Annotated in this window: 30 protein-coding genes; 13 read left to right on the top strand and 17 right to left on the bottom strand. The window is 50.1% G+C overall.

Features of this window, described 5'->3' with window-relative positions; translation table 11 throughout:
• Positions 1–25: 25 nt before the first annotated feature.
• Positions 26–898 (bottom strand): SDR family NAD(P)-dependent oxidoreductase, encoded by an 873-nt coding sequence (locus KNQ12_RS01005; protein ID WP_058713086.1) that lies wholly within the window; start codon positions 896–898, stop codon positions 26–28.
• Positions 899–1,058: 160 nt separating this feature from the next.
• Here KNQ12_RS01005 and KNQ12_RS01000 point away from each other — a divergent pair, with 160 nt between their 5' ends.
• On the top strand, positions 1,059–2,522 hold the full coding sequence (locus tag KNQ12_RS01000) for a potassium/proton antiporter (protein ID WP_023468303.1): 1,464 nt from the start codon (positions 1,059–1,061) through the stop codon (positions 2,520–2,522).
• 84 nt (positions 2,523–2,606) lie between these two features.
• Complete coding sequence (locus tag KNQ12_RS00995; RefSeq protein WP_023468302.1) at positions 2,607–3,017, top strand: hypothetical protein; 411 nt, start codon at positions 2,607–2,609, stop codon at positions 3,015–3,017.
• 47 nt (positions 3,018–3,064) lie between these two features.
• Here KNQ12_RS00995 and KNQ12_RS00990 read toward each other — a convergent pair whose 3' ends face one another.
• Both KNQ12_RS00990 and KNQ12_RS00985 read right to left on the bottom strand, forming a co-directional pair.
• Positions 3,065–4,249 carry a hypothetical protein gene (locus tag KNQ12_RS00990; RefSeq protein WP_023468301.1) on the bottom strand — a complete coding sequence of 395 codons (1,185 nt, stop codon included), beginning with the start codon at positions 4,247–4,249 and terminating at the stop codon, positions 3,065–3,067.
• 21 nt (positions 4,250–4,270) lie between these two features.
• Positions 4,271–4,867, bottom strand: a complete 597-nt coding sequence (locus KNQ12_RS00985; RefSeq protein WP_023468300.1) for a hypothetical protein — start codon at positions 4,865–4,867, stop codon at positions 4,271–4,273.
• A 148-nt stretch (positions 4,868–5,015) separates the two neighbouring features.
• On the opposite strand from KNQ12_RS00985, the gene KNQ12_RS00980 reads away from it, so the two are divergent.
• Complete coding sequence (locus tag KNQ12_RS00980; protein WP_023468299.1) at positions 5,016–5,162, top strand: hypothetical protein; 147 nt, start codon at positions 5,016–5,018, stop codon at positions 5,160–5,162.
• Between the two features lie 35 nt (positions 5,163–5,197).
• On the opposite strand, the gene KNQ12_RS00975 is transcribed toward KNQ12_RS00980, so the two are convergent.
• Genes KNQ12_RS00975 through KNQ12_RS00960 form a run of 4 tightly spaced genes read right to left on the bottom strand, consistent with a single transcriptional unit; the run spans position 5,198 to position 8,896 of the window.
• Positions 5,198–5,989 carry a PP2C family serine/threonine-protein phosphatase gene (locus KNQ12_RS00975; RefSeq protein WP_023468298.1) on the bottom strand — a complete coding sequence of 264 codons (792 nt, stop codon included), beginning with the start codon at positions 5,987–5,989 and terminating at the stop codon, positions 5,198–5,200.
• 18 nt (positions 5,990–6,007) lie between these two features.
• Positions 6,008–6,925 (bottom strand): alpha/beta hydrolase, encoded by a 918-nt coding sequence (locus KNQ12_RS00970; protein WP_023468297.1) that lies wholly within the window; start codon positions 6,923–6,925, stop codon positions 6,008–6,010.
• Between the two features lie 34 nt (positions 6,926–6,959).
• Positions 6,960–8,408: a PH domain-containing protein gene (locus KNQ12_RS00965; protein WP_023468296.1), complete on the bottom strand. Its 1,449-nt coding sequence runs from the start codon at positions 8,406–8,408 to the stop codon at positions 6,960–6,962.
• Entirely contained in the window at positions 8,405–8,896 is a 492-nt protein-coding gene (locus KNQ12_RS00960) for a PH domain-containing protein (protein WP_023468295.1), read from the bottom strand. The genes KNQ12_RS00965 and KNQ12_RS00960 overlap by 4 nt, the downstream gene beginning before the upstream one ends.
• Before the next feature lie 127 nt (positions 8,897–9,023).
• On the opposite strand from KNQ12_RS00960, the gene KNQ12_RS00955 reads away from it, so the two are divergent.
• Positions 9,024–9,479, top strand: coding sequence for a hypothetical protein (locus KNQ12_RS00955; RefSeq protein WP_023468294.1), 456 nt, complete (start codon positions 9,024–9,026; stop codon positions 9,477–9,479).
• A 17-nt stretch (positions 9,480–9,496) separates the two neighbouring features.
• Here the strand turns inward: KNQ12_RS00955 and KNQ12_RS00950 are convergent, their stop codons facing one another.
• Positions 9,497–9,928: a MarR family winged helix-turn-helix transcriptional regulator gene (locus KNQ12_RS00950; protein WP_023468293.1), complete on the bottom strand. Its 432-nt coding sequence runs from the start codon at positions 9,926–9,928 to the stop codon at positions 9,497–9,499.
• Between the two features lie 108 nt (positions 9,929–10,036).
• Between KNQ12_RS00950 and KNQ12_RS00945 the strand changes: the two genes are divergently transcribed.
• Positions 10,037–10,459, top strand: a complete 423-nt coding sequence (locus tag KNQ12_RS00945) for an organic hydroperoxide resistance protein (protein ID WP_023468292.1) — start codon at positions 10,037–10,039, stop codon at positions 10,457–10,459.
• Between the two features lie 132 nt (positions 10,460–10,591).
• Here the strand turns inward: KNQ12_RS00945 and KNQ12_RS00940 are convergent, their stop codons facing one another.
• On the bottom strand, positions 10,592–11,728 hold the full coding sequence (locus KNQ12_RS00940) for a hypothetical protein (RefSeq protein WP_023468291.1): 1,137 nt from the start codon (positions 11,726–11,728) through the stop codon (positions 10,592–10,594).
• A gap of 140 nt (positions 11,729–11,868) precedes the next feature.
• Here KNQ12_RS00940 and KNQ12_RS00935 point away from each other — a divergent pair, with 140 nt between their 5' ends.
• The 4 genes from KNQ12_RS00935 (at position 11,869) to KNQ12_RS00920 (ending at position 14,349) form a co-directional block, all read left to right on the top strand.
• Positions 11,869–12,945, top strand: a complete 1,077-nt coding sequence (locus KNQ12_RS00935; protein ID WP_231681756.1) for a GTP pyrophosphokinase — start codon at positions 11,869–11,871, stop codon at positions 12,943–12,945.
• A gap of 71 nt (positions 12,946–13,016) precedes the next feature.
• A complete protein-coding gene (locus KNQ12_RS00930; RefSeq protein ID WP_023468290.1) occupies positions 13,017–13,460 on the top strand; it encodes a MarR family winged helix-turn-helix transcriptional regulator in 444 nt (147 codons plus the stop codon).
• 72 nt (positions 13,461–13,532) lie between these two features.
• Positions 13,533–14,018: a tetratricopeptide repeat protein gene (locus KNQ12_RS00925; protein WP_023468289.1), complete on the top strand. Its 486-nt coding sequence runs from the start codon at positions 13,533–13,535 to the stop codon at positions 14,016–14,018.
• An 85-nt stretch (positions 14,019–14,103) separates the two neighbouring features.
• Complete coding sequence (locus KNQ12_RS00920; RefSeq protein ID WP_023468288.1) at positions 14,104–14,349, top strand: hypothetical protein; 246 nt, start codon at positions 14,104–14,106, stop codon at positions 14,347–14,349.
• 94 nt (positions 14,350–14,443) lie between these two features.
• Here KNQ12_RS00920 and KNQ12_RS00915 read toward each other — a convergent pair whose 3' ends face one another.
• The 5 genes from KNQ12_RS00915 to KNQ12_RS00895 are packed head-to-tail and all read right to left on the bottom strand — an operon-like array spanning position 14,444 to position 18,601.
• Positions 14,444–15,319 carry an aminoglycoside phosphotransferase family protein gene (locus tag KNQ12_RS00915; protein ID WP_023468287.1) on the bottom strand — a complete coding sequence of 292 codons (876 nt, stop codon included), beginning with the start codon at positions 15,317–15,319 and terminating at the stop codon, positions 14,444–14,446.
• A gap of 50 nt (positions 15,320–15,369) precedes the next feature.
• Complete coding sequence (locus KNQ12_RS00910; RefSeq protein ID WP_023468286.1) at positions 15,370–15,927, bottom strand: guanylate kinase; 558 nt, start codon at positions 15,925–15,927, stop codon at positions 15,370–15,372.
• Positions 15,917–16,387, bottom strand: a complete 471-nt coding sequence (locus KNQ12_RS00905; RefSeq protein ID WP_023468285.1) for a hypothetical protein — start codon at positions 16,385–16,387, stop codon at positions 15,917–15,919. Before KNQ12_RS00905 ends, KNQ12_RS00910 begins: the two co-directional genes overlap by 11 nt.
• Positions 16,388–16,400: 13 nt before the next feature.
• Positions 16,401–17,123 carry a glycerophosphodiester phosphodiesterase gene (locus tag KNQ12_RS00900; protein ID WP_023468284.1) on the bottom strand — a complete coding sequence of 241 codons (723 nt, stop codon included), beginning with the start codon at positions 17,121–17,123 and terminating at the stop codon, positions 16,401–16,403.
• Positions 17,123–18,601: a carboxypeptidase M32 gene (locus KNQ12_RS00895; RefSeq protein ID WP_023468283.1), complete on the bottom strand. Its 1,479-nt coding sequence runs from the start codon at positions 18,599–18,601 to the stop codon at positions 17,123–17,125. Before KNQ12_RS00895 ends, KNQ12_RS00900 begins: the two co-directional genes overlap by 1 nt.
• A 145-nt stretch (positions 18,602–18,746) precedes the next feature.
• On the opposite strand from KNQ12_RS00895, the gene KNQ12_RS00890 reads away from it, so the two are divergent.
• A complete protein-coding gene (locus KNQ12_RS00890; RefSeq protein ID WP_023468282.1) occupies positions 18,747–19,376 on the top strand; it encodes a Lipopolysaccharide core heptose (II) kinase in 630 nt (209 codons plus the stop codon).
• 141 nt (positions 19,377–19,517) lie between these two features.
• Here KNQ12_RS00890 and KNQ12_RS00885 read toward each other — a convergent pair whose 3' ends face one another.
• The 3 genes from KNQ12_RS00885 to KNQ12_RS00875 all read right to left on the bottom strand — a co-directional run bounded on the left by KNQ12_RS00885 (position 19,518) and on the right by KNQ12_RS00875 (position 23,213).
• Entirely contained in the window at positions 19,518–20,213 is a 696-nt protein-coding gene (locus tag KNQ12_RS00885) for a hypothetical protein (protein WP_023468281.1), read from the bottom strand.
• Between the two features lie 77 nt (positions 20,214–20,290).
• Complete coding sequence (locus KNQ12_RS00880) at positions 20,291–21,583, bottom strand: globin-coupled sensor protein (protein ID WP_023468280.1); 1,293 nt, start codon at positions 21,581–21,583, stop codon at positions 20,291–20,293.
• Between the two features lie 328 nt (positions 21,584–21,911).
• Entirely contained in the window at positions 21,912–23,213 is a 1,302-nt protein-coding gene (locus KNQ12_RS00875) for a hemolysin family protein (RefSeq protein ID WP_023468279.1), read from the bottom strand.
• 282 nt (positions 23,214–23,495) lie between these two features.
• Between KNQ12_RS00875 and KNQ12_RS00870 the strand changes: the two genes are divergently transcribed.
• The 3 genes from KNQ12_RS00870 (at position 23,496) to KNQ12_RS00860 (ending at position 26,458) form a co-directional block, all read left to right on the top strand.
• Positions 23,496–24,548 (top strand): YrzE family protein, encoded by a 1,053-nt coding sequence (locus KNQ12_RS00870; protein WP_035397417.1) that lies wholly within the window; start codon positions 23,496–23,498, stop codon positions 24,546–24,548.
• A gap of 117 nt (positions 24,549–24,665) precedes the next feature.
• The gene (locus tag KNQ12_RS00865; RefSeq protein ID WP_023468277.1) at positions 24,666–25,259 is read left to right on the top strand and encodes a TetR/AcrR family transcriptional regulator; all 594 of its coding nucleotides are present in this window, start codon (positions 24,666–24,668) and stop codon (positions 25,257–25,259) included.
• A 17-nt stretch (positions 25,260–25,276) separates the two neighbouring features.
• Complete coding sequence (locus KNQ12_RS00860) at positions 25,277–26,458, top strand: MFS transporter (RefSeq protein WP_023468276.1); 1,182 nt, start codon at positions 25,277–25,279, stop codon at positions 26,456–26,458.

The following is a 26,458-nucleotide window of genomic DNA, read 5'->3' as shown; positions in this document are numbered from 1 at the left end:
ACGAGCCGGTCGTTTTTTTTGTCATTCAGGCGAGTTCGACCCAGCGGCGCGACAGATTCCGTGCTTGTGCCCGGTACTCGTCGTCTTCGACGATCGGATTGCTGAGTCGTGGAGCGGAATCCGCATAGTAGCCGCCGTTGTCAAGCGGATCGTCGGTCGTTGCGAGATAGAGTGCCGTCTTTGCGCCGTATTCCGGCGTATAGAGTTTTCCGGTCCAGTACCCGACTTGCGCGACCGGTTTGAGTAACGTCTTCATCACTTTGCCGTACTTGCCGCGATAGAACAAATCCGTATTGACGATCCCCGGGTGGACGCTGACGAACGTGATCCGGTCGCCGTGTGTTTCAGCCAGTTCACGCATATGAATCATTTGCAGGAGCTTTGATTCGCGGTAAGAACGCATCGGACTATAGTGTTCTTTTTTGACGTGAGCGATCGCCTCGAGTTCGACGTCGGTCCGAATCAAGCCACCTTCACCTGCGAGCGACGAAATCGAGATGACGCGCGGGTCGTTCCCTTTCTCAAGTAACGGCAATAAGCGCTCAATCAAATAGAAATGACTCAAGTAGTTGACCTGGAATTGTGATTCGAAGCCGTCCTTCGTGACATGATACGGCGGTACCATGACACCGGCGTTTAAAATCAAGCGGTCGATGCGACCCACTAAATCAAACAGACGATCCGCGAAGCGACGGACGGAGTCCAGTTGATCGAGTTGGACGATCTCGATTTCCAGGTGCGTATGCGATACACCATGTTCCCGCAGTAGTTGCACGAGTGCCGTCGCTTTTTTCTGCGAACGGACGGTAGCGATGACCCGATCTCCTCGTTCCAATAATTCTTGAATCGTGACCATCCCCATGCCGGAGTTGGCACCCGTGACGATACAGATGTTCATCCCTTTTCCTCCTTGTGTTCCGTATTGAACGCAAATAGTTCTGTTTCTAGTTTTCCTTTTTCTTTTCGTTTGTACACCTTGTTTTGACGTTATTTTTCGAAATTTTCAAAAAGTAACGTATACTAAAAGGAGAACATGTTATCACGAAAGAGGTGGTCGGATGGAAGAAGGGACGATCTTATTCGTCGCAGGAACGTTACTATTGATTGCGATCATCACGACGAAGTTTGCCGTCCGGTTAAATGTACCGACGTTGATCCTGTTCGTCGTCGTCGGGATTGTGGCAGGGTCAGATGTCACAGGAATCATCAACTTTGGTGATTTCGAGCAAGCTCGTCTCTTTGGGACGATGGCGCTCGTGCTGATTCTGTTTGACGGTGGCTTGCATACGAAGTGGACACACTTCCGGAAAATTCTCCCCGCTGCCCTGTCGCTTGCGACCGTCGGGGTCCTGGCAACGACCGGGATCATTGCCATCGTTGCGTATCTATTACTTGATTTTTCTTGGCCGGTCGCGCTATTGATCGGCGCGCTCGTCGGCTCGACTGATGCGGCTGCTGTTTTTTCCCTGCTCAGTGGACGACCGGTCGATGCCAAAGTCAAACATACGCTCGAAGCGGAGTCCGGAACGAATGATCCGATGGCCGTCTTCCTGACAATCTTGTTCACATCGTTTGCGTTAGCGCCGGAATCGTTCTCGATCGGTGCGGGTATTCTTTCCTTCATCTACGAGATGGGACTCGGGACGCTAGTTGGTCTTGCGATCGGGTATCTCGTCACACAACTGCTGAACCGGATCGAGTTGCCATCGTCCGCCCTTTATCCGACGCTTCTGTTCAGTGGGGCGCTCTTCTCGTATGGTCTCGCGACGATTTTGCACGCCAGTGGGTTTCTCGCCGTCTATTTGACCGGGATCTGGATCAACAATCATGACATGATCTACCGCGAGACGCTCAAACGATTCAGTGGCAGCTTGTCGCATTTAGCAGAGATCGGCATGTTCATCATGCTCGGACTGCTCGTCTTTCCAAAACAATTACTCGATCCTCGGACCTTGTTCGTCTCGGCCGTCATCGTTCTGACCTTGATCCTGCTTGCTCGTCCACTTGCCGTCGTCTTGTCGTTGCTGCCGTTTCGATACACGGTCAAAGAACAGAGTGTCATCACGGCAGCCGGATTACGGGGCGCCGTTCCGATCATTCTCGCGACCTATCCGCTTTCCAGTGGTCTCGCGGAAGCGCCGCTTCTTTTCAATATCGTTTTCTTCACCGTCATGACGTCTGCTCTCTTGCAAGGAACGGCCTTGCCGTGGATCGTCCGGCGAATGGGGCTTGAGACACAGCACGACACGACGGTCGAACCGTTCCTGAAATTCATGACCGTCACCCATCCACAAGCGGAGATCATCGAGGTCAGGGTCTCGACAAACAGTGTGATTGCCGGAAAAACGCTACAGGATATCGAGATGCCCCAGGATGTGCTCGTCGTTGCAATCATTCGTGAAGATGAAATTCTGACGCCGCGTGGTCAGACACGTGTCCTCGTAGACGATCAACTGTTGATTTTGACACCTAAACAAGCGGATCAGGATGTTCGACGGCTAATCGTGTCGCTCGGGTTATAGGTCGTTCTTTACACATCCTCCAGTAGGGTGTGTTTTTTGGTGTGGATTGGTATACTCAATAAGGAAAATAAAGGAGGAAAATTCATGTTGAAGCGATTGCTTGCCGTTATTATGACAACCGGTCTCGTTTGCACTGTGCTGACGTACATATCCTATACACCGATTACAGAGAGGGAAGCGAATACGATGTATGATTCATTCGGTTCAACATTTTTGTCATACGTCTTATTCGCCTTGCCAATCATCTTGCTGTCCGGCTTTTTACTCGACTTTATCATCGGCATGATCATTAATCGTTCTTCAACGACACTAGCGTATGTGCCGACAGTCGTTGGTTATGGGATGTACGGCATCGTGATTGCGAGTCTCCTGATTCTCTTGACGACGAAGGACGAATTTGACCTGCCGCTTTCTTTTACGATCGCTACTCTGACAGCAATGATCTATTACAGTCTGTCCGTCGTCTTTAATCGATTGTCACAGCACGCGCACTAAAAAAACGAACAGGCACGTCTGCTTACTCGCGGACGTGCCTGTTCGTGTTATTCTGCTTCCGTTCGTTCAATCGTGATGACACCCGGTGGACGATGCGGGAAGGTCAACGTCAGACCGGCAAAGCGACAAATATCATCTTCGTTCGGTGCCCGGTGCACCCACTCGATCGTCTCTTGCCTTGCTAGCGCGTGGCGGATCCGGTTATCGGCTTGTGTACGCGAGATGCCGCGGCAATCGACGTTCGTGATATACGTCGCTTCGTCCGACTCGATCTGTTGCCAAATCCCGAGAATCAGTTGACCAATCGGACTGACGGATTGACCATCCGGTTCTTCACTGCTGACGGCATCATCGAGCATTTCGATGACAGCGTCACACGTCTCACCGGAAGCAAGCAATCGCGTCGATCCTTGTTGTAGAATCCGGTATCGCGTCACGCCGTTCTCGAGCCACAAGCGCTGTGCGAATGGATTGACCGGAACACCGTGGAAAAATGTCTGCGTCCCGCGCCAAGCAAAACCAAATGATGGATCGTACGCCCGAATCGTCGCCATGGCGCGATCATGGAACTTAGCGATCGTCTGTCGTTCTGTTTCCAGTAAGGTCCGGATCGCCTCTTCATCCTCTAACGGGACCGTCTTTGGTGTCACGGTGAATAATTCCGATTCCGGTAAGCGGTGTAGGGACAAGATCGTTCCGTCGAATCGATAATCGTTCGCCGGACGTCCAGTACGCCCGACGGATAAGCGCCACGTCCGATCTTCCGGCATGAAGGCATAACTTTGATGGGCAAAAGGTGGCGCGACGAACAGTCCCGGAAACGGATCGAATGTGTCGACTCGCAGGACGTCACCGTCATACCAACACTCTTCGATCAGACGGACGAGCCGTCCGACGGGTGCATTACGGTCCGTCAGGTAACGACCGGTATTCGCATGAAATCCGAGTAGGAACTCGCGCTCTTCTTCTTGGAACGTCACCATTAAGAGTTGGAATAACGAGGCGATCTGCTGCTCGACGAGTTGCGGCTCCTCCTCCGTCTTTGCCTCGAAGGCGACCATCTTCCAGCCGGAACGCTCATACAGATGGATCGTCACCGGAAAGAACAGGAAGGCACCATGTGTCGCTTCGAGCTTGACCATGTCCTGCGATGCTAATCGTTCCGTCAGTAGGGAAAAGCCCATTCGTTCGAAATGATCTTGCAGCCGTCGTTTCCAATGTGTGAACTCCACGCAATCCTCTCCTCTCGCGAATTATGCGCCGCGCTTTCGTAACGGATTCTTTGACCAGTAGATGTAGAGACCAACGAGTCCCGCGATGCCGATGAGATAAGACGGCGTTCCGCTGACTTGAATTAAGACGTCTGGTGCCGGGAAGACCGTCACGAGCAGTGCCTTGTAGGTTGAAAATAAAATGAAGCTGATGACGAATTGAATCCACACCCGCGGTTTGACTTGTTTAAGCTTCGGTGCCGTGATGACTTGTGACATCGCGTCGATCAAGAATAGAGCGATGATCGAGAAGAATAAGTAGTCAATCAAAGCGAATTGGAACAATCCATCGATCCCTTCGATGAAGATGAACATCAGGATCGACGAGACATAGTTTCGCGTCCAGCGTTTTTGTGTCTCCATCCGGTGTCGTTGTGGTAATTCAGCAATCATCTGATCGAGGCGTGCTTCGACCGATAGTCCGTGAATCTCTTCGAATGGACGCTGTTTCCGCTGGGCTTCATAGATATCTGCCCGCAGACGGTCTTCAATCTCCGTCCGGTCCGGTTCTGCGACATTCAGGTTCAAGCGTGGTAAAACGGTTTCTAATAGACGTGTGTTGGCTTTCGTTAATTTCAATCGATTTCCCCCTTTTTCATGTTTAAGTATACTGGGTTTTTGGGAAAAATACGTAGTGGAAGTAAAAGATTGCTTGACGAAACGATGAAGAATGTTCAGAATTATTAAAATATAGTGTCGGAATCAGACAGAAAGGACGTGTCGGATCATGCGTCAAACATTGACGAGCGCCGCCTTGATCACCTTGCTGACAAGTGCGGGCATCGCCTTCCCGTTGGCTGAAGCGAAGCCACCCGTAGACCAAGAACCGGTCGAACTCGATCAGCAACAGGAACAAACGCCTGAAACAGAATAACAATAACCCGCGCTCAAGCAGGAGCGCGGGTTATTTCATGTATCACTAGGTTGGGTGACGCGTTCGTCAATCGTGACGGTCCATGTAACGACCGTCGTACTGTCACGAACACCCTGTGCCTCGATTGTCGAGAGAAGTTCTTTGACACCACCTGATCGTAAAGTTTCCTCGATCTGCATCGCGTCAGCATATGGGGTTCCCGGGCACTCAAGCAAACCATCCGTCGTCACGAACAACTGATTCTCGCCTTGGCGCAATTCGCGGATCCCTCGCGCGTAACTCGGGACCGGTAACGCAAACGTGTTCGCGCGTCCGATCCATTCATAGAATTGACGCTGGTTCAAGGCGGCTTGTCCCATCTTCATCAGCTCCGGGTGAAACAGATACAAGACGACGTCACCGACCGAGAACCACCAGATGAAGCGCCCTTTCCGGACGGCAATCAAACAAGCGGTTTCTCCTTGCAACGTCGCACACGCCGCTAAAAAGTCCGGATCTTGAAATAGATCCAGCACGGTCGTCTCGATTCGTTGGAATGCGTCCGTAAGTGGGGCATCAAGATCAGTCCGAATGCGCGACTCGTGTTGTGCTAACTGCTGTAAGACAAGTGCCGCACTATCCGCTGTCTTATGAGCGTCTAAGACGACGGTCATCTCCCAATCGTCGCCGATTAAGATGGCAGCCCCGTCTTCGTTTTTATATTGACCGCTTCTTGAGCAGCCTCCGAATCGTCCGAGCGTCACTCGACCAATCTGGTCAATCTGCTTCGTGTCGACGAATGGTTCGTCGGATCCGACCCAGAAGTAGGATGGATGTGTCGTCTGCATGCATCAGTCTTCCCTTCTTTACATCTCCCGCAAGTACGGTTGCAAGAATAAGCGTAATCGTTTTTCGTAGTTATCCGGGTCCATCGTGTAAGTCTCGTCATGACCGGCATCGCGAACTGGATACAATTGTTTTAATCCCGTTTTTGCTTGATACAGTTCGTACATCATCCGAACCGGAACGAGTTCGTCCTTCATTCCATGAATGAACATCGTCGGAACCCGACTCTTCGTTGCTTGACGGGTCACCGAGACGTCACCATAAAAGAAATCTTGCTCGCCCTTGTTCCACATGCTCGCGATCGTCAGAGACGGAAGTGCCGGGTAACGGATCTGTTCGTCCGCAAGTAGACTGAGCCAGTCGTCGAGTCGGGCGTAAGCTCCTTCAGCGACGATCGCCCGGACTTGGGTTGGTACGGTCTCGCCAGAAGCGAGTAAGACGGTCGCTGCGCCGACACCGAGTCCGTGATAGACGATTCGTGTATCGTCTTCGTTTTCAGCAAGCAGGCGTTTCGTCCATTCCAAGACATCCAGTCGATCGAGCCAACCGTAATTCCGGACGCCACCGCTTCGATCCTGCCCACGCCGTTCGATGAGTAAGACATTGAAATTAGCCTCATGGTAATAACGGGCAAGCGCATAAACACCGGTCTGTGAAAACATCATCTCATCCGGAACGAGGAGGACCGTCTGTTTGCTACCGTCAACCGGTAGATAACGTCCGAAGCGGACGATCCCGTCCTTCGACCATTGCTGCGTCTCGCTCGTTTGTTTGAACCATGTCTCGTCGTTCGTCACTTGTCCGTTTCTTGTCGTCTTCAGAATCGGAGAAGCGTCCGACTGACCGATCAATGTTTCTTGCATCCGGTATCCATCATAGACGATGAACAATAGCAGACACGTGACGAGCAACACGATGCCGATTCCCCATTTGCGCATGTGCTTCGCTTCCTTTCCGACAGTGAGTCTTTCCTTATTCGTCGTCGGTTTTCACTTCCCCTGCTAACGGGGTCGAAAGGAACGATTGTTTATACCAGCGCTGTAAGGTATCGATATCCGTTCGTTCAAAATAAAGCGCGTTAAAAGCAGTATTGCCCCGTAGTTGAATCTCAATCCGGGCAATCTCCTTTGCTTCGAGCCAGCGAGAAACGGACCAGGTCAATTCCTCAATTTTCAGTCGTGGCGTATAGACGGTCTCTTTTTGGACCCATTGTTTGCGTAACATCAAGAGATCGTGACCGGTTCCGAAACGGGTCTTTCGGTAACCGCTGCGCACAGCGAAGTAATAGAACGGTAACCAGATGAACAGAAGCAAGATCAAGAAGCGCCATGAGGAATCAAGGACGATGATGACGACACTGCTTAGTGCCGTAAACAACAGCGCATAACCGAGTAACGGCCAACGAACCCGGTAGCGAAAGCCAATCGGTGCGACTTCATGCTGCGGACTGAACTGACGAAAGCGCGGCAGATATGTCGCTAGGAACGGATCAATCTCGTTCGTCCGGATGAATGGATGGAGCAACAGTCGCTCCTTTTCTCCAGTCGCCGAGATGATGTGCAAGGACAGGCTAGCCCGTCCAATCAACCGCTGAATCCAGCTTTCCTGAATGACGAGGGCTTGAATCTTATCAGCATGAAACGCGACCTCGGTCCGGTTCAACATTCCGTACCCGATCAATAATCGGTTGTGTTGCAAGACGGCACGGTACGAACCGTATTTCAAGATATAGACGATGATCGAGCCGATATAGATGACGAGTAAGACGAGGACGCCAAGTCCCGTCAAGACGAACAACGATAAATGAGCGAGTTCCGAGAACAGTCGATCGACATAACGTTCAATGAACTGATCGATGAATTGATAGGCGGTCCCGATCCCGACGAGCGCTAGTCCGACGCGTCCCGACAAGGCACCAGCTAATACCAAATCGCGGACAGGGATCGTATAGGCGACTTCCGCCTGCTGTTCTTCGACGACGAGTTGCCCCTCGTTTTTGATCGAAGACTTTAGTTCTTTCGCAAAATCAAGACGGATCCCTTTTAGTTCGACTTCTGGTGTTCCGCTCTCAGACGACGTCTCGACGGTCAACGTCGCAAGACGCAGCAGTCGTTCGATGACGTTTTGCTGAATGCCGATCGACTCGATCCGTTTACGTTGCGTCGTCCGTTCACTTTTTTGGAGAATTCCTTTGCGGACCCGAATCGTCTCGGCATCAATCGTGAACGTATAGAAATACCAGGAGGCGATCCCATATAAGAGGACGAACACAATCCCAACACTGATCCCGATCCACGTATAGGTGTTGATCTCGCCTTTGCGGATCGCATTTAAAATCAAGGCGGCGAACGGAATCAGGAGCGAGCGGATGATCGAGATACTCGACATCACGATGAACAGCGGGTGGACGCGCCGGGTCATAACGATTCCTCCTCCCGTTCCTCGAGTTTCGCAAAGCGTTCGACTTGTGTGCGTAGCGCGTCTCCTTGCGCACGATCGAGTCGTGACAACGTGACGAAGCCGGATGCCGTTCGAATATCAAGTGTGATCAAATCATAGCGACGCAGGATCGGTCCCGTTTGGCTATCGATCAATTGCACCTTGACGAGCGGCACGGTGACTTCGCGGCGGAAGAAGATGCCGTTGCGGACGACGAGAAATTCCTCATCGATGCGATAACGCATATACTTCAAGCGAAGAACGGGTATGTAGACGATACGGGGAATGAAATAGATCAGCCAAAGCAGACCGGCGATGCCCATCCACCAAGGTGTCAGGTCGAGCCACATGACTTGGGTAATCGTCGTTCCGATCAAAATGACGGCGATCAAGCCGTGTAACGGCAACAATCCGAGCCGTTCTGCTCGAATCGATCGTTCTGGCAGCGTATGCCATTGTACAGTAGACATCAAAAAAACACTTCCTTTCGTTTCCATTTACGGTTAAAAACGTCGCTTGGTTTCAGACAGCGGTTGACATTTTGTTTGATTTCATCGCATATATAGAAGTGAAGAACTGTAACACCAAGGAGGAACCATGTTAACTTTTGAAGAAAAACTACGAATTATCGAGACTTTCCCACAGCTCGTCCGCAAAGATGTCTCGCTAAAACGCGTCAATTTCCAATTCCCGGACAGTCAGTATGAGAAGAAGAATCTCGTCTATCATTTGCATCCGAACGGAAACGGCTTCGTCTATGCCGCTGGTCTACCAGGTTATGAAACGGACGAAAAAGGATTCGTCAATATCCGTGAATTTTCAGAGCCTGCTCTAATTCTCTTATTAGAAGATGCAATCAAAGCACTCTCGACGGTCCAATCGGTCGAAACACTCGAAGAAACATGGGTCAACGATAACCAGTTCGAATTAACGTTGCTCAATGAAGACATCGACACGTGGCTCGTCTACGCTGGTGATCTTTTAGACGGTGCATTCAACTCGTATAAGGAAGCAGCGAACTATCTTGAAGAAGAAGGTTTCCGCCGTAAATAAGACAATGAGCGATCCGGTTAATCCGGGTCGCTCATTTTCATGACGAGACGATTCAGTGCCGCTTTGACGACGCGTAAGTCTTCTTCGTCGACGTCGAGTGTCTGGACGAGATCAAGCGGAACAGTCTCTGCTTGTTTCCGTAACGCACGACCAGCATCCGTTAAAAAGATCTGGATGTGCCGTTCGTCTTCCGGCTTACGGACGCGTCGCAACAGATCTGCCGCTTCGAGTTTCTTCAGTAACGGCGTCAACGTTCCCGAATCAAGATGGAGCCGTTCACCGATGGCTTTGAGTGATTGTCCCTCCTCTTCCCAGACGACGAGCATGACGAGATATTGCGGATACGTCAGACCAAGTGGTTCAAGTAACGGACGATAACGACGCGTGATCTCACGCGAAATCGCATAAAACGGAAAACAGAGTTGTTCATCTAAAGCTAACGGGTTCATAAAAAATTCCTCCTATCGTGAGCAAACGAGTTGCATTTCGATTTAAATTGTATACAATCTAATTGTAAGCTACTTATTTGAATCTAACAACGAAAGGGAGTTACACACATGAAACCAATGTTCACATCATCTGCAACAGCTGTCGGAGGTCGCGACGGACGCGTCGTATCGGAGGACGGTATTCTTGACGTCGCCCTCGCAATGCCGGTACCAGGATCGAAAAAACAAGCAACGAACCCAGAACAACTCTTTGCTGCAGGATATTCTGCTTGCTTCGACTCTGCCTTGAACATGGTCGCTCGCAAACAAGGGATCAAACACGATGGCAGTGAAGTCACAGCACACGTGACATTAAACGAAGCAGCTGACGGATTCATGCTTTCCGTCGAACTCGATGTTCTCGTCCGTGGGATCTCGGAAGAAGCGGCGGCTGAACTTGCGAAAGTCGCGCATACGGTCTGCCCTTACTCACGTGCAACTGCTGGAAACATCCAAGTCGACGTCTACACACGTACGACTGACGCAGAATAAGTGTAGCATTTCTAGCCAGCCCGAGGTTCACTCTCGGCTGGTTTTTTGTTTTTATAATGAATTCGGTAGTTGAAATAATTGCATTCTTGATGATGAACGGTTGCTCTCACGAAAAGAACAACCGCTCTTTTTTCATAGTTGATGGACCGATAAGATGACGAGTTCCCCGGATACGGTGACATAATAGGCATCCTCGAACCGATAGCGTTCATTGTGTTCTGCGTCATAGACCGTGACCATTGGTTCCGCGTCGTCTCCGATCGCTTCGTGTAGATAAAAGCGTCCACGTAAGACACGTTCGAACGGCTCCTTATCGAGGAATCGGGCACCGTTGCGTAAGTTGATCACTTCATGATGGTGCTCGGACCGGTCATTGACGATGAAGATCGTCGACTCGACGTCATCGTACGTGAAGTCGAGCGGTTCATAGTCACTCCACTGAATCCGGGCAACCTCTTCGACACTCGCTTCCGTATCAATCCGGTAAAAGATTTCTTCGTTCAAACGATCGGTATAGGCACTGAAGATCAGATGCCCTTCCTGTTCTCCGAGATACTGAACGGTATCCCCTTCCCCTTCTAACTTCAACAAGGTTGCGAACGATAAGTGCTCAACACCACGTTCGATCTCCTCGATCAAGGTCGGTAGTGGGGCAATCAACAGACTTTCCGAGTGGTCGATCGGATCTTCTGGTGAGATGACACCACTTTCAAGGGCATCATAGAACGAGAACTCATCGAGCCGGGCATTACAGACGATATACTCCTTCTCTTCGAGCGTGACGAGAAAGAAATAGAGTTCCCGGTAATTCTCCGTCATCCCGTAGAGCCGTGGATCACGAATCGTCTGCCGCGTTTCATCCTTAACGTCATACAAAAACGCAGACGTCGTATCCGTCGTTTGTAAGAATACGAGATAGTTCTCATTGAGCACCCAGTAGAGCGTCAAATCCCCTTCGACATAAAACGACGCAATCTGCTCCCGTTTACCGGACAAGAGATCGATGACGAGCACTTCCGTCTCCCCGCCCTGCTCTTGCGTATGTTCATTCAAACAATAGACTCTTCCGTGCCGCACGAACGGTCGGGTTGGTCCGTGATCCGTCAAGGCTTCTGGCGTTAGATCGACCTGTTCTTGATCTTCAAGATCATACCGGCTGATGTGGTAACGGGCGTCATCGAGACGACGTCGAAAATAGATCGACGATGGTGTGACATGCAAGACATCCATATGATCGGCGGGTAAAGCACGGGCATCCACTATTTCCATGATTAATCTCCTCCCGGACACGTACTACTTGTCTTTTTCCCACGAATCGTACTGCTTCAAACAGGGTCTTGCTGTGCGTTTAACGAAGCAGAGTGCTACAATATGGCTAGATGACTACAGGATGAGGAAGGTGCGAAACGGTGCAATCACAAGATTTAAATACGATGATGCTCGAATATGTCAACGATAAGGAAGAATACGATGCCTACGCCGACAAGTTGAAGATGCTCTTGTCCGAGTTGCTCGACGCGGCAGGCATCAAATACCACTCGATCGTCGCCCGGACGAAGGACTCCGAGAGTCTGTATCAAAAAGTCTTACGGCAACCGAACAAATACCGTTCACTTAAGGACGTCCATGACTTGACCGGGATCCGGATCGTCACTTATTTCCATGACGATGTCCGGGAAGCGGCACGCATCATCGAGAATGAGTTCGCGATCGATCGCGATCAATCGGTCGATAAGTCAACGTTGCTCGATACAACGGAATTCGGTTATCTTTCGGTCCACTTCGTCGCTTCACTGAGCGATCAGCGGCTTGCTCTGAGCGAGTATGGACGTTTTAAGGACTACACGGCTGAGATCCAAATCCGCTCGATCCTGCAACACGCGTGGGCGGAGATCGAACATGATCTCGGATATAAAAATCCGAACAGTGTCCCAGCAGAAGTCCGGCGCAGCTTCAGTCGGGTGGCAGGATTACTCGAAATCGCCGATCAGGAGTTCGTCAACATCAAGAAACAGTTGAAACAATTTGAAGACGAGACCGTTCAACAAATCTTGTCTGATCCCCATCAAGTCCGGATCACTGCAGATAACTTGAACTACTTCATCGATCACTCCCCGGTCATCAACGAGCTCGATAAACGACTCGTTACATCGCAAATGATGCTCGATTCCGATCAACAACTGATCAACGAACTGATTCGGATGTTCCATTATGTCGATATCCGGACGTACGGAGAGTTGATTGAAGCCGTGACGACGCACAGTCCGCTCGCCTTACGCTGTGCGAAGGTCATGCCGAATCCGTTCCTGCCTCGTCAAGGAATCGGCATCGCCTATATCTGCATGGCGCTGACAATTGCTGGCGAAGATACACACCGGATCGACTACTTCTTCCGTCGCTTCTATCCAGAACTGCGCAACGTCGAAGAGATCGTCGCCCAAGTCGCCCGCGTCGTCGAAACAGATGATTCAAGAGAAAAATATTGATTAAACTAAAATTTTTCACTATACTAAATCACGAGTGAAAGAAACTACGGTATAGAAAGAGTGAACGATACATGGCAACTACACTAGAAGTAGCACAACGCGATCAGTTGATCGTTGATACAGAAAAAGGATTACGGATGAACTACCGCGCGATCAAGAAGGACGTGCGTAGCATGTTCACGACGTACTTGACACGCAATGAATTCTTCATCTTGAAGTCCCTTTGTGCGAACAGTCCGCAAATCGCCTCTGCCCTCTCGCAGGAGTTCCAATTCTCAGCGAGCATGATCACGGCATTAGCAGACGAATTGACGAAAAAAGAGTTGATCTCGCGTGAACGAAGCGAACTCGATCGTCGTGTCGTCGAACTTCGCGCCACTCCAAAAGGCATCGAGCTCTATGAAAAACTCGAATCGATGAAGATGGATTACCTCGCAGACGTCTTCGAGGACTTCTCGGATCAGGAACTCGAACTGTTCCGGACGCTCTTGACGAAGCTTGAAAAAACAATCTAAGCTGTTCAATCGAACGGATCCGGTCAGGACGACCGGATCCGTTTTTTAGTAAATTAAGGAGGAGGAAACACGATGTTTGATTTCGAATCGGTGCAACAGTTACGACAGACGGGACAATATGAAAAAGCGAAGGCAGTCGTCCGTCAGTATGTCGAGACGGCACCTAACGACCCGATCGTCCTCTATCAGATGGCGTGGTGTCATGATAGTCTCGGTGAGGAACAGGCTGCAGTTCCCTATTATGAACAAGCACTAGCGCTCGGTCTTACAGGTGAGGACCGTCTGCAGGCATATATCGGACTCGGCAGTACATATCGTGTCATCGGTCAGTTCGAAGTTGCGTCAGACGTGTTCCATCGTGCGCTCCGTGAGTTTCCGGACGCCCATGCCCTGCAAGCCTTCCTCGCGATGACGGAATACAATCTCGGTCAAGCCGATCAGGCAGTCGGTCGGTTGCTGAAGAGTCTTGCTACGACGTCGTCGGACGCCTCGATCCAGACATTTGACCGAGCAATCCGTTATTATGCCGATCATTTGGACGAGATCGTCAAAGAATGAACGGCAACGGTTGACGAGTGCTCGTTTTGCACAGCATAATGTAACAGCCAAGCGGACTCGCTTTTGGCAGGAAAGGAAGTTAAGGATGTCATCAAAAAAAGTATGGACAGTAGAAGGTTATGAAGAACAAGGGCAAGAAAAACACGGCAAGGCAAGCAAGTCAGAGACATATACGAATGAAGCCGATGCTAAGAAAGCTGCTAAAAAGATGGCGGATCAGAATGATCATCTCGACGTCTACGTCATTTATACGAGTACGGTAAACGGTAAAACAGAAGAACGATTCTTCAATTCAAACGGCAAGTATAGTGAAGAAGGCTTCGAGTGGTAAGTATCGCTTCGAATATATGATTCAGACCAAACATGATGCGTTCGTTTCTCAGTCAAGAGAGACGAACGCATCATGTTTTTATTGTCCTTGCTGTTCAAGTCTCATACCAAAGCGGGATGTCTCGCTGAAAACCAGCATGATCCTGAATGATTCGCTGAACGCGTTTTTGCATTGCTTGCATTCCGTCTGCATCGAACCGCTTCGTCCAGACGAGTGCTGAAAAGACGACCATCGCCATGTAAAGACTATACATTCGCCAAAAGTCGGATGGTACTTCGGTCTCGAAATACCCCTCGATCAAGTGACGGGCAAATACCGGACTCGTCTCGACCTGAAACAGACCACATTTGACGAAATCATGCCACGGATCGCCATAATCATGATTCCCGTAATCAAGGAATGCGGAAAGATGCCCATCCTCGACAAGGAGATTATCGAGATGAACGTCATCATGTTGCAACTGGTTCGGACGTGTCTGAAGTAACGGAATCCGCTCGCTAATGAATCGATCAAGACGCTCGATCCACGTTGGCTCAAGCAACCCGTCAATCGCTGCGCGGTAGCGGTCATGTTTCGTCTGGCAACGTTCGCTCCAAGACGTCATTTCGCTCGGTGCAGTGACGTCATGAATGCGTCTCAACGCTTGCCCTGTCTCCTGACCGAGTCGGGGTGCTAATTCCGGTGTCTCCTTGAGTACGCTTCGAACGGTTTGTCCGGGGAGGTAGGGATAGATACCGTAAGCGGTCGTTGCGGTCCGTCCGGTCGCTAGCGGTAAGGCATGAGAGATTCCCTCTTGTTTTGGGATCGCGACAGCGGCTTCTCGTTCAAATTGACGACTAGACGGATCCGTCACGACCTTGACGATGTAGTGCGCTGTTGCCGTCTTGACGGACCAGACGGCTTGGCGCGATCGACCAGATAACTGTCTTTTGCTTACAACGTGCGTGAGTAAGGGATGCAAAGGTAACATGAAGACTCCTTTCTGACATTAAAAAGAGGACGCATCTTGCGTCCTCTTCGTCATGCCTGTGGAATGTAGCCAGCAATGATCTCAAGCAGATCGGCATACGCTGTCTCAAAATCGATGTTTTCAATCATATAATCATAATGATCGCGTTCTTTCCACGCTTCCTCGTAATCGACGAGTCGCGCTTCAAACTCCGGTGTATCCCCGCGCATCAACAGTCGTTCCTTCATCAAGTCGGGTGGGACCGAGACGAAAATCGTGATCACTTGGTCGCCAAACAAACGCTTGAAGTTCGCCGCCCCTTTCGGATCAATGTCCTTGATGACGATTTGATCCTGTTCGAGGACATCGACATACGCTTGACGCGGTGTCCCGTACCACGCCCGGTGGACGTGGGCGTATTCGATGAAGCCGTCGTCTTGGATCAATTGTTGGAACGTCTTGACGTCGACGAAATGATAGCTTGCTCCATCAATCTCTGTCGGTCGTTTCGGTCGGGTCGTCACCGACGGGATGAACCGGACGTGCGCGTATTCCGTTCGCAGACGTTTGATCAGGGAGGACTTTCCGCTGCCCGATCCACCAATCAAGAGAATGATTTTACCTGACATCGTTTTCCCCCTGTTGTTGTGTCGTGAAGTAACCTGTAAAGCGAAGAGCGAACTGTTCGAGTTCACTATCGACGACCGTTCCGTAAATCGGTCGAATGACGATTAAATAGCGTTCATACGAGATGATCCGGGATGTCTCGTTTCGTGTCATCTGGACTTGTTCTTCCGGATAACTCTCGACGTAATACCAATCGACCGCAATTCGTTCATCGGATGGGGTCTCATAAATCCAGGTCACCGTCGTTCCATCCGCAGGAAGGGTGCTTTTCAAGGTGAAGCGCTGAATCTGCTTCAGTTCCCGTTTCGCTGACGCAAGTCCTGCCTGATAATCCGCAGGGCGCATCGGTGTCGTCGTCACTTGCTTCGGTTTTGGTTCCGGCAAGCGGGCAAAGCCAAGCTGAAGTCCGACGAATAAAGCGACGAGCGACAAACTGATGACGAATACGTATTCCTTGCGCATCCCTTCCTCCTCCTCATCCTTCGAATGTGTCGCGCATCCCTTTTGGATCATTGACGATGACGGCGTCGACACCGATCCGCTGCATCTGCCGGACATCCTCGACCGTCTTCGGAGTGTAAACCCGGACCGTGACGTCTTGCGCGTGAGCGAACGCAACGTCCGCTTCCGTCACCCGTCGATAATCGGGATGGATACCGGTCGCACCAATTCGGAGGGCTTGTTCTTCCGGATGATAGATCGGATACGGATAGAGAATCGCTGTCTCAACGCGTGGGTCGAGCTTTTGGATCAAGGCAACCGAATAATGGTTGAACGAACTGAATAACAATCGGTCGGTCGCGATGCCGTGTGCTGCACAGCGTTCAAGGACATACGCTTCAAGCCCGTCATAGCGGATCGTATCCGTCTTCAGCTCGATGTTGAGCCGCAGGGTCACTGGTGCAAGGATTGCGAGGACTTCGTCAAGCGTCGGAATCTTCGTCTTGATCGGTTCCCCTTTGAATCGTGCTCCAGCATCCAGAGCCTGCAGTTCAGCAACCGTCATGTCGATGACACGTCCTGTCCCGTTCGTCGTCCGGTTGACGGTCTCATCGTGAATAATGACACCGACACCGTCCTTTGAGAAATGGACATCGAATTCGACCCCATCGACGTCGTCTTCAATCGCAGCAGCGATGGCTTCGAGCGTGTTCTCCGGAAAACGGTCACTGACGCCGCGGTGTGCAAACCACAACATCAGAGTGCCTCGACGACACGCGTGTATTTCTTCGTCAAGTAGTTGACGAGTGGTGCGACAGAGATCGATTGCCCCGTTGCTGCTTCGATCAGTTCAGCCGGTGTCTTCGATTTCCCGTGACGGTGAATGTTCTCTTTCAGCCAGCCTTTGATTGGAGCGAGTGTTCCCGCCGCGATCAGACCATCGACGTTATCGACGTCACGACGAAGCGCTTCGTTGAGCTGTGCCGCATAGACGAGACCGAGCGCGTAACTTGGGAAGTAACCGAACGAGCCACCTGACCAATGGACGTCCTGTAAGACGCCTTTTGCGTCACTCGGCACATCCACACCGAGATACTCTTTATAGAGGCGGTTCCATTCTTGCGGAAGATCCTTGACTTCGAGCTCTTTCGTCATCAAGCGTTTTTCCAGCTCATAGCGGATGATGATATGAAGCGCATACGTCAATTCATCGGCTTCGATCCGAATCAGTGACGGTTTGACTTCATTGACCGCGGCATAGAAGCGTTCGAACGGAACGTCAGCCAGTGACGGAATCGCTTGTTGTAAGCCATGATAACGTGCGTCGAGGAAACCTTGGTTGCGTCCGATGAAGTTCTCAAAGAACAGTGATTGTGATTCGTGAATCCCCATCGAAGCCCCGTCACCAAGACCGAGTGAATCGAGTTCCGGTTCGATCCCTTGCTCATACGTCGCGTGTCCGGCTTCGTGCATCGTGCCGAAGACAGAGTTCCGGTAGTCGTTCTCATCGTATTTCGTCGTGATACGTGCGTCCTTCCGGTTGATCGTCGTCTGGAACGGATGAACCGTCTCATCCAAGCGACCAGACGTGAAGTCATAGCCGATATCGCGGAGCCACTCTTGGTTCAAGGCGATCTGTGTCTCGCGGTCCGCTGACCAATCAAGCGTCGGGAAGTCTTTTCCTTCGAGCTGACCGAGCAAACCAATGATTGCTTGACGAAGTTCTGCGAACAACGGATCAAGTGTCGCGACCGTCATCCCCGGCTCATAATCATGGAGCAATGCGTCATATGGGTGCGCGTCATAACCCCAGTACTCGACGAACTGGCGCTCCATCGCGACGATTTTCTCGAGGTATGGTTCGAACATCGACCAATCGTTTGCGTCCTTCGCCTTTTCCCAGACGCTCTCTGCCTCAGAGATCAACGTGATGAACGTTTGGTACTCGGCTTCTGGAATCTTCGAGTCGCGATCGAATGCCTCTTTTGCTTTTGCGAACGAGATCGCTTCGATGCCCGTCAGCGTCTCTTGCTCCATTGCTGCTAGTAATTGTTGGTATGTTTCGCCTGTCCGGCGACGGAAGCTCTCTGTCGAGAGGAATCCGATCGACGCGGAACGGTTTGCTGCGCCTTGATCCGGCATGTATGTCCGCATGTCCCAGTAAAGTAATGCGACGGCTTCTTCGTATGCGCGAAGACCATCGAAATGGTCGCGCCATTGTTGTGTCGTTGACATGATTAAAAACCCCCTTGAAGTATGTAACAGTGTAACATTTTTAGCATATCACATAATGTTCAAAACTTTCACACACAAGTGATTTTTGAAACTTTTCCTGTCAGATGAGCGTATAATGGGTATAAGAAATGAAGGAGGAAAGGAAGTGACACCATTGAAAACTGACGCTGAGTTAGCGCAATTGATCCAATTGAAAGAAACAGGCTTCGTTTGTACGATCGAGCATCTTCCGAGTGAACTTGACTTAATCGGGACAGGACGAAGTGCGTTCGTCTTTCGCATCCGCGGAACAGATCGCGTCATCAAGAAATTTTACCCGTCGTTTCGAACGCTCGCTGATCTCGAAGGGAGCATCTACGCACAGTTGACTGATTTTCCGACGTATGCGCAAGTCTACGAATACGGTGCCGATTATATCGTGCTTGAATACATTGAAGGTCAAACGTTATTCGAATGTCTCGTCAGCGGGACGTTCATCCCAGAATCCGTCTTAACGACAGTCGATACGGCTTTAGCACAAGCACGATCCGTCGGTTTGAACCCATCAGACATCCATTTACGCAATATCCTTTTGACCGCTAACGGAACACGGATCATCGACGTCGCTCGGTTCCGTCAAACGGAACCGTGTACACAATGGGATGATTTGAAGAAGGCGTATCATTATGTGTATGCAAAACCGTTCTTCCCGAAAAAGTTGAGCGAGACGTTCCTCAATACGATTGCCGACGTCTATAAGGGACGATTATTCGAATCGATCCGAAAGACCGGTTAACGAAAAAGCGCGCTGGATCTCTATAAAAGAGAATCAGCGCGCTTTTTGTATGTAGCCATAGAATCTAATAGGCAAATGACCTGTCTTAGTGATTTTTGGTCTGTAAACATTAAAATCATTTATACGGTCGGTGAAATAAAGTCACTTCGAATAAACAAGTCGAAAGACGATCATACTGGCGACGGCTAAGAGACGTTCCTTCGTGTCACAGTCAAAGACGAGTTGCGCCCCGTGCCGTGACCCTGTTGCGATGCAATCGCCGTTTTGATAAACGCCGATTTTTCTCGTGACTGTCGAGGACCGAATCTGATACTCCTGACCGGCATACGAGACGAGTAAGACTTCTTTCAGCTGCAGTTGCTGACGAAGTGCCGCATCCGTGCGAATCGTTCCGACATCGCGTCCGTCTTTACGAATCGCAAAATGTGTCGTATTGCGAAGCCACTCCGTCTTCGTCTCTTTAATTTGTAATTGTTCCCCGTCTCCTTCGAACGTCACGTCGAGGAAAAATGATTCGAACTTTTCGAAGCGCGCAAGGATTGCCTGCCACCATGTGGCGTATCGACGTGAGAACGTTAGCCATCGTTCATGCGCGAGAAAGACCGTATTCATCTTTCGGCTCGCCCTGTCCGCTAATCGAACGGATACTCCCTCTTCTACTCCTCGATAACGTAAATCGCAACGGATTTGCCACCATTCGACTCCACCGATCACGAAAGCGACGCCCGTTAAACCGAGTAATCCGTACAACTCACGTGGAGCGAGTTCCCCTGTCATCAAATAATGTCCAATCAAAGCGAAAAAGCATAAGACAATCAGTATTATACTCTGAACCATAAACCATTCACACCTCCACTTTCATTTTTCCATAAAGCGACAAAAAATCCTCCTTTCACGTAGAAAGGAGGGATCACTTATAGAGTTGCTGCGACTTCTTGTAAGTCATCCGCTGTCTCAGCAATCGCTTCTGCAATCTTACGCATACCTTCGATCGTTCCGGCGACATCCTTCGTATCGGTCGATAGTTCATGAATTTGCCGCGAGACCGCATCCGTCTGTTCCGAAATCCGTGAAAAGGCACGGACGACTTGTTGCATCTCCGTCGTCGTTCGGACAACCGCTGTCTCCGTCGTTCCCATCCGCTCTGAGACGACGAGCATCTTTTGCGTGATTTCTTGGGCGATCCGCGACGTCTCGGCTGCCGACTGTTTACTCTCTTCAGCGAGTTTCCGAATTTCTTGCGCAACGACGGTAAACCCGCGCCCCATCTCCCCGGCACGCGCCGCTTCGATTGAGGCGTTCAAGCTGAGAAGGTTCGTCTGATCAGAAATCGTCGTCACCATCCCGGCGATTCGCTCGATTTCCTGCGACAGACGAGACAGTTCAGCGACTTGTTCGGTCGTCCGTGATAAATCTGCAACGACATGTTCAAAGCGACGTGTCTCCTCTTCGACGAGGACGACACCTGCTTCTGCTTCACCGACCGCTTCCGTCAACTGGATCGAAATTGCGTCTGTCGTCGTCGAGACGTGTTTGGCGTGCCGTTCAATCTCCTGGAAGTTCGCTGACGACTCTTCACTCATCGCAGCAAGTTCTTCCGTTGATTTTTGTACGCCATCTCCGACGTGCCGTTTGGCTGTCGCGATCGCTTGGCGTTCCTCATCGATTTGATCCTCATACATCGTCATGACGATCTGTTGCTCGAGGTTGAAGAGTTTCCCCGCTGCCCGCATGATCCGGACACGTTCTACTTCCGGCCAATCACTGCCGTCAATCTGTTCACTGAGGACGTTCCAGACTTTTTGAAAGGCAGCAATATACCATTTATTATGCAACCCAATTTGAACATGCCGTTCAGCAATCCGGCGCCGGGCTTCGATGTAGTCCATCGTCACCTGACCATCGAACATTTGTAGGATGTGCCGAGCGAGAGTGCCTTTCAATCGTTCGAGCGTCGAATGCTGTTCAATCAAATGCCGGAGAGATGGAACACGAACCAGCTCCTCGTAGAACGCGTCGACCATGCTCGGCATCCAACGGGATACATCTTCGCGGATGACCCGGACAATTTGTAAATCGACTGCTTCTAGACCGATTAAACGTAATTGTTCATGTAAGGATGTCGGAACGTTCAACACGACATGAGCGCGTTCGTCTTCGATGCGCGCATCGAAGGACGGTGATGCTGATTTCGCGAACCATTTCATATGCTTCTCTCCCTCATTCATTTGTGAACTTCATTCCTTATATCGTCTAGATTCTCTGACAATTGAATGGAAAATCACAATAATTATGGTTGATCTAGATTGTTTTATTGATTGAAGTTAGCCTTTTTCCCTAACATCTAGTAGATATACGTTAGCTTATCGCCATATCTTATCGATTCGTGATCTCGTCGGTCAGAATTATCACCATGTTCATCATTGATCAAATGACACTTTTTTACTTTTTTGATGAACGCGATAAGTCCTCGGTCCATTAAACAAGACCCGCCTGCTTAGTAGATTGAACTACTAAGTAAAACGGGTCTTTCTGTTAGCTTGACGGCAAGGTCAACTTGACATCCTGAATCTGATATTGGGCAGAACGCAAGATCTCAAGCGTAAACGCCTCATCTGTGACGATCGTTCCCTCTTCAAAAGCAGCCGTCCGTGATTGGATATATCCACCGATCGTGTCGACCGCCTCTGCTTCAGTGAACCGAAGACCAAATCGTTCTTCAATTTCAACTAATAGGACAGTACCCGCTAAGCGGTACGAGCCGTCCAGTAACTGTTCGATTTCGGCTTGCTCCGCTTCATCGAATTCATCACGGATATCACCGACGATTTCCTCCAAAATATCCTCCATCGTGATCAAACCGGATGTCCCACCATACTCGTCGATGACGAGAGCGATGTGTGACCGTGTCTGCTTCATCTTCAAGAGTGTTTCTTGCAGCGGTGTCAATTCCGAAACGACCGGCAACGGTTTAAGGAACGATGCAAGTTCTCGTTCGTCTTGTACCGCGTGATGGGCGAGCACTTCCTTGACGTTGATATAACCACTAATCCGATCCTTATCCGTTCCTTCACTGACCGGGTAACGTGTATACGGATTATCAGACATCGTCTGTAATAGATTTTCCCAACTCATCTCGTCCGAAATGACCATCATGTTCATCCGTGGCACCATGATGTCGCGCGTGACACGCTCATCAAACGCAAAGACGTTTTGCATCAAGGCGAGTTCCGATTGATTGATCTCACCACTTTGAAAACTTTGTGCCATGATGATCTTCAACTCTTCTTCGGAATGGGCTTGTTCGTGACCGGCAGGTTTCACACCGAACATCCGCAAGAGGACACGGGCCGAACCGTTCATGATCCAGATGAACGGATACATGACTTTTCCGAATACATAGAGTGAAGGAGCTAGCAGTAACGTCATCCGTTCCGCATACTGGATCGCGAGCGTCTTCGGTGCAAGTTCTCCGATGACGACGTGGAGAAACGTCACGAAGATGAAAGCGATACTGTATGAGAGAATCGTTGACAGCGCAACGGCGACACCAAGTTCATCAAAGACCGGTGTCAACAATTTCTCGACGGTCGGTTTCCCGAGTGCACCCAGACCAAGTGCAGTGATCGTGATACCGAGCTGACAGGCCGACAAGTAATAATCGAGATCTCCTGCGACCTTCTTCGCAAGTACTGCTCCCTTTTTTCCTTCTTGCACCATCTGGTCGAGACGTGACATCCGGACTTTAACGACAGCAAATTCCGAACCGACGAAAAACGCGGTCAAACCAATCAATACGACGAGCAACAACAAATTCAGTGTTAAGACGATGTCCAACTTGTATCCCCCTAAAAGTGGGGGATCACCTCCTTTTGATTTTAAACTGTACAGTATAACGTGACACTTGATAAGAGTGTACGATGCTTTTTCTTCAAACGCAACCAATATCACTTCGTTGAAGTTCAGGCGACCATTAATCATGTACCTGTAATACTAGGTTTCTCTTATTTAGTTACCGGTTATATAAGAGCTATGCGCGTAAGAAACTTGAGATGAAGCTTTTACATTCATGAACATCTCGAACTTGAAAGACCAATTTGGGGAGAGGTAGTGCTTATTATGGAAAAGACAAACAGAGGCTTTTCGTCGCATTTCCGAGCGGAAGCGGACGGAGCAGGTCGTAACATCTCATGGAGCTCGATTTTTGCAGGTGTGGTATCATTTCTATCTTTATTGATCTTATTTAGTTTAATCGGTTCAGCGATCGGTCTCGGCGTCACGGACGTCACGTCAAATAACCCGTTCGATGGTGTTGGAACTGGCTTGATCATCTGGGCAATCCTTTCATTGCTCATCTCGCTGTTCGTTGCTGGATTCGTCTCCGGTGTGACGTCGGCACGTGCCGGTCTCGTCCACGGTTTCTTGACATGGTCGACGAGCGTCATCCTCTTGTTCGCTCTCTTGACGTTCACGACGGTCAATACGTTACAATCGGTCGGCTCACTACTCGGTACGGTCGGTGGTGCGGCTGGTAACGGTATCGGATCCGTTGCTTCGACGGCGCAAGACGCTGCGACGAAAGGATTCGATTCGATTACGAAAAACGTGTCACAAGTTGATACGAAAGAACTTGAAGGGAACGTCGACGAAATCTTAAAAGATACGGACATCAAAGAATTGCAACCAGGTTACTTGCAGAACGAACTTGACGCTGTTCAAGAAGACGTCACGGCTGCTGGTAAGGAAGCGATCACGAAACCAGAAAACTTCGATACGATCGTCCAGGATCTTGGTGATTCGTTGACAGCACGAGCTGAAAAAATCGAGAAATCAGTCGATGAAGACAAAATCGCTGATGCAGTCGCGAAAAACACCGATTTGACAGGTGCTGAAGCGGAAGAAGCGACACAAAATATCGTCGATGGTCTCAACACGGCAACAAAAGAAACGACGCAACAAATCGAAAACGCCAAACAAACGCTTGATGAGACATCCGCTGACTTGAAGAAAACAGTCCAAGATGTCCGCGAGCAAACGGAACAAGCGACACAAACGGCGTCAAAAGTTTCGATCTGGGCGTTCGTCGGACTGCTTCTGACTCTTATCTTCACGTCATTCGCAGGAATCGTCGGCTCACGCGTCGCAACACGCGGTCGTGTCATGAATAAATAATGATTCTTCCTTAACTGATTCCGCCTTCGCGGAGTCAGTTTTTTTGTGCGGTAAGACAATCTGATTGACTACATTTGAAATTTGCTGTTACAGTGTTACCTAACGACCGTTAGGAAGGTGATTCATCTGAAAGCCCAACAATTGTTACAGACGAGCATCCATCATTTTGCTGCGCACGGCTATGAAGGGGCATCGTTGCAAGAGATCGCGACAGAGGTTGGCATAAAAAAGCCATCGATCTATGCGCACTATAAAGGGAAGGACGACCTGTTCCTGCAAGCGACGACGTACGCCTTGCAAGAACAAAAGCGCCGCTTTGCGACGTATTTCACGAGTACGCGGCAGCAGCCGCTCGAGCAATCGCTGCACGGCTTCTTCGATTGGTTCATTTCGGAACAGCAAGACGATATCCTGATGCGATTCATCCTTCGGGCTGCCTATTTTCCACCGGAGAAGCTCGAACAAGAAATGACGGACCGCTTCAATCCGTTTTTCGATTCACTGCACGATCTATTAACGCGATTACTACGCGAACGAGACCGAACGGAACAGATTCTCTATTCGACGGATTACAAAAGTGCCGCTCTCGCCTATCTGACGGTTGCTGAAGGTACGCTGACGGAACTCGTCTACAACGGTGTCGACGCGTTTCACGCTCGACAGCAAGCTGTCTGGCCGATCGTCTGGCGCGGTATGTCAAAAACGATTTAATTCTATTGAGGTGAACTATGCAAAACAATACATTGATTTTAAGTACACTCCTGCTCAACTTATTCATTGCCTTTTTAGGTATCGGACTCGTCATTCCCGTCACACCGACAATCATGAACGAGTTGAACATCTCCGGGGCGACAGTCGGTTACATGGTTTCCGCCTTCGCCTTTGCGCAACTAATTCTTTCACCACTCGCGGGACGTGCCGTTGACAAGTACGGACGTAAACCGATGATTATCATCGGTTTATTCATCTTCAGCATGTCCGAGCTCTTATTCGGTCTCGGTCAAAGCGTCGAAGTCCTGTTCGCGTCACGGATTCTCGGTGGTGTCAGCGCTGCTTTCATCATGCCAGCCGTCACGGCATTCATCGCTGATATCACGACGAACGAAACTCGTCCGAAAGCGCTCGGATATATGTCTGCTGCCATCTCGACCGGTTTCATCATCGGACCGGGGATTGGTGGGTTCCTCGCTGACCTCGGCTCGCGGACACCGTTCTTTTTTGCTGCTGCGTTCGGTTTAACAGCGATGGTGTTATCCGTCTTTACGCTTAAGGAACCGGAACGTCACTACGAGACAACGACGGTCAAACAACAGACGGGTTTCCGGAAAGTCTTCAGTCCGCTCTATTTCATCGCTTTTCTTGTCCTATTGATCTCATCGTTCGGTCTCGCCTCATTCGAGTCGTTGTTCGCCTTGTTCGTCGACCGGAAGTTCGGCTTCACAGCGAAGGATATCGCGCTTGCGATTTCTCTCGGTGCGATCGTCGGCGTCATCGTCCAAGTAGGACTGTTCGACCGTTTGACACGCTGGTTCGGTGAGATTCGCTTGATTCGTTACAGCTTGATCGGTTCGACACTGCTCGTCGTCTTGATGACGTTCGTGACGAACTATCTCTCGATCATTCTCGTGACGATGGTCGTCTTCGTCGGTTTCGACTTGATGCGCCCCGCTGTCACGACCTATCTTTCGAAGATTGCCGGAAATGAACAGGGATTCGTCGGCGGAATGAACTCGATGTTTACGAGCATCGGCAACATTCTCGGACCGATCGTTGGTGGACTACTCTTTGACGTCAATTTGAACTATCCGTTCTATTTTGCGACAGCCATGCTCGCAGTCGGTATTTTCCTGACGTATTTCTGGCGTGCACCACGCGCTGAAGCAACCGAAGCAGATCGGTTGTCTTCTTAA

The organism is Exiguobacterium sp. s11 (genome assembly GCF_018619015.1).
GTDB classification, from domain to species: domain Bacteria; phylum Bacillota; class Bacilli; order Exiguobacteriales; family Exiguobacteriaceae; genus Exiguobacterium_A; species Exiguobacterium_A indicum.
The sequence above is the reverse complement of the archived record's forward strand: the minus strand, read 5'-3'. Positions and strand labels throughout refer to the sequence as shown.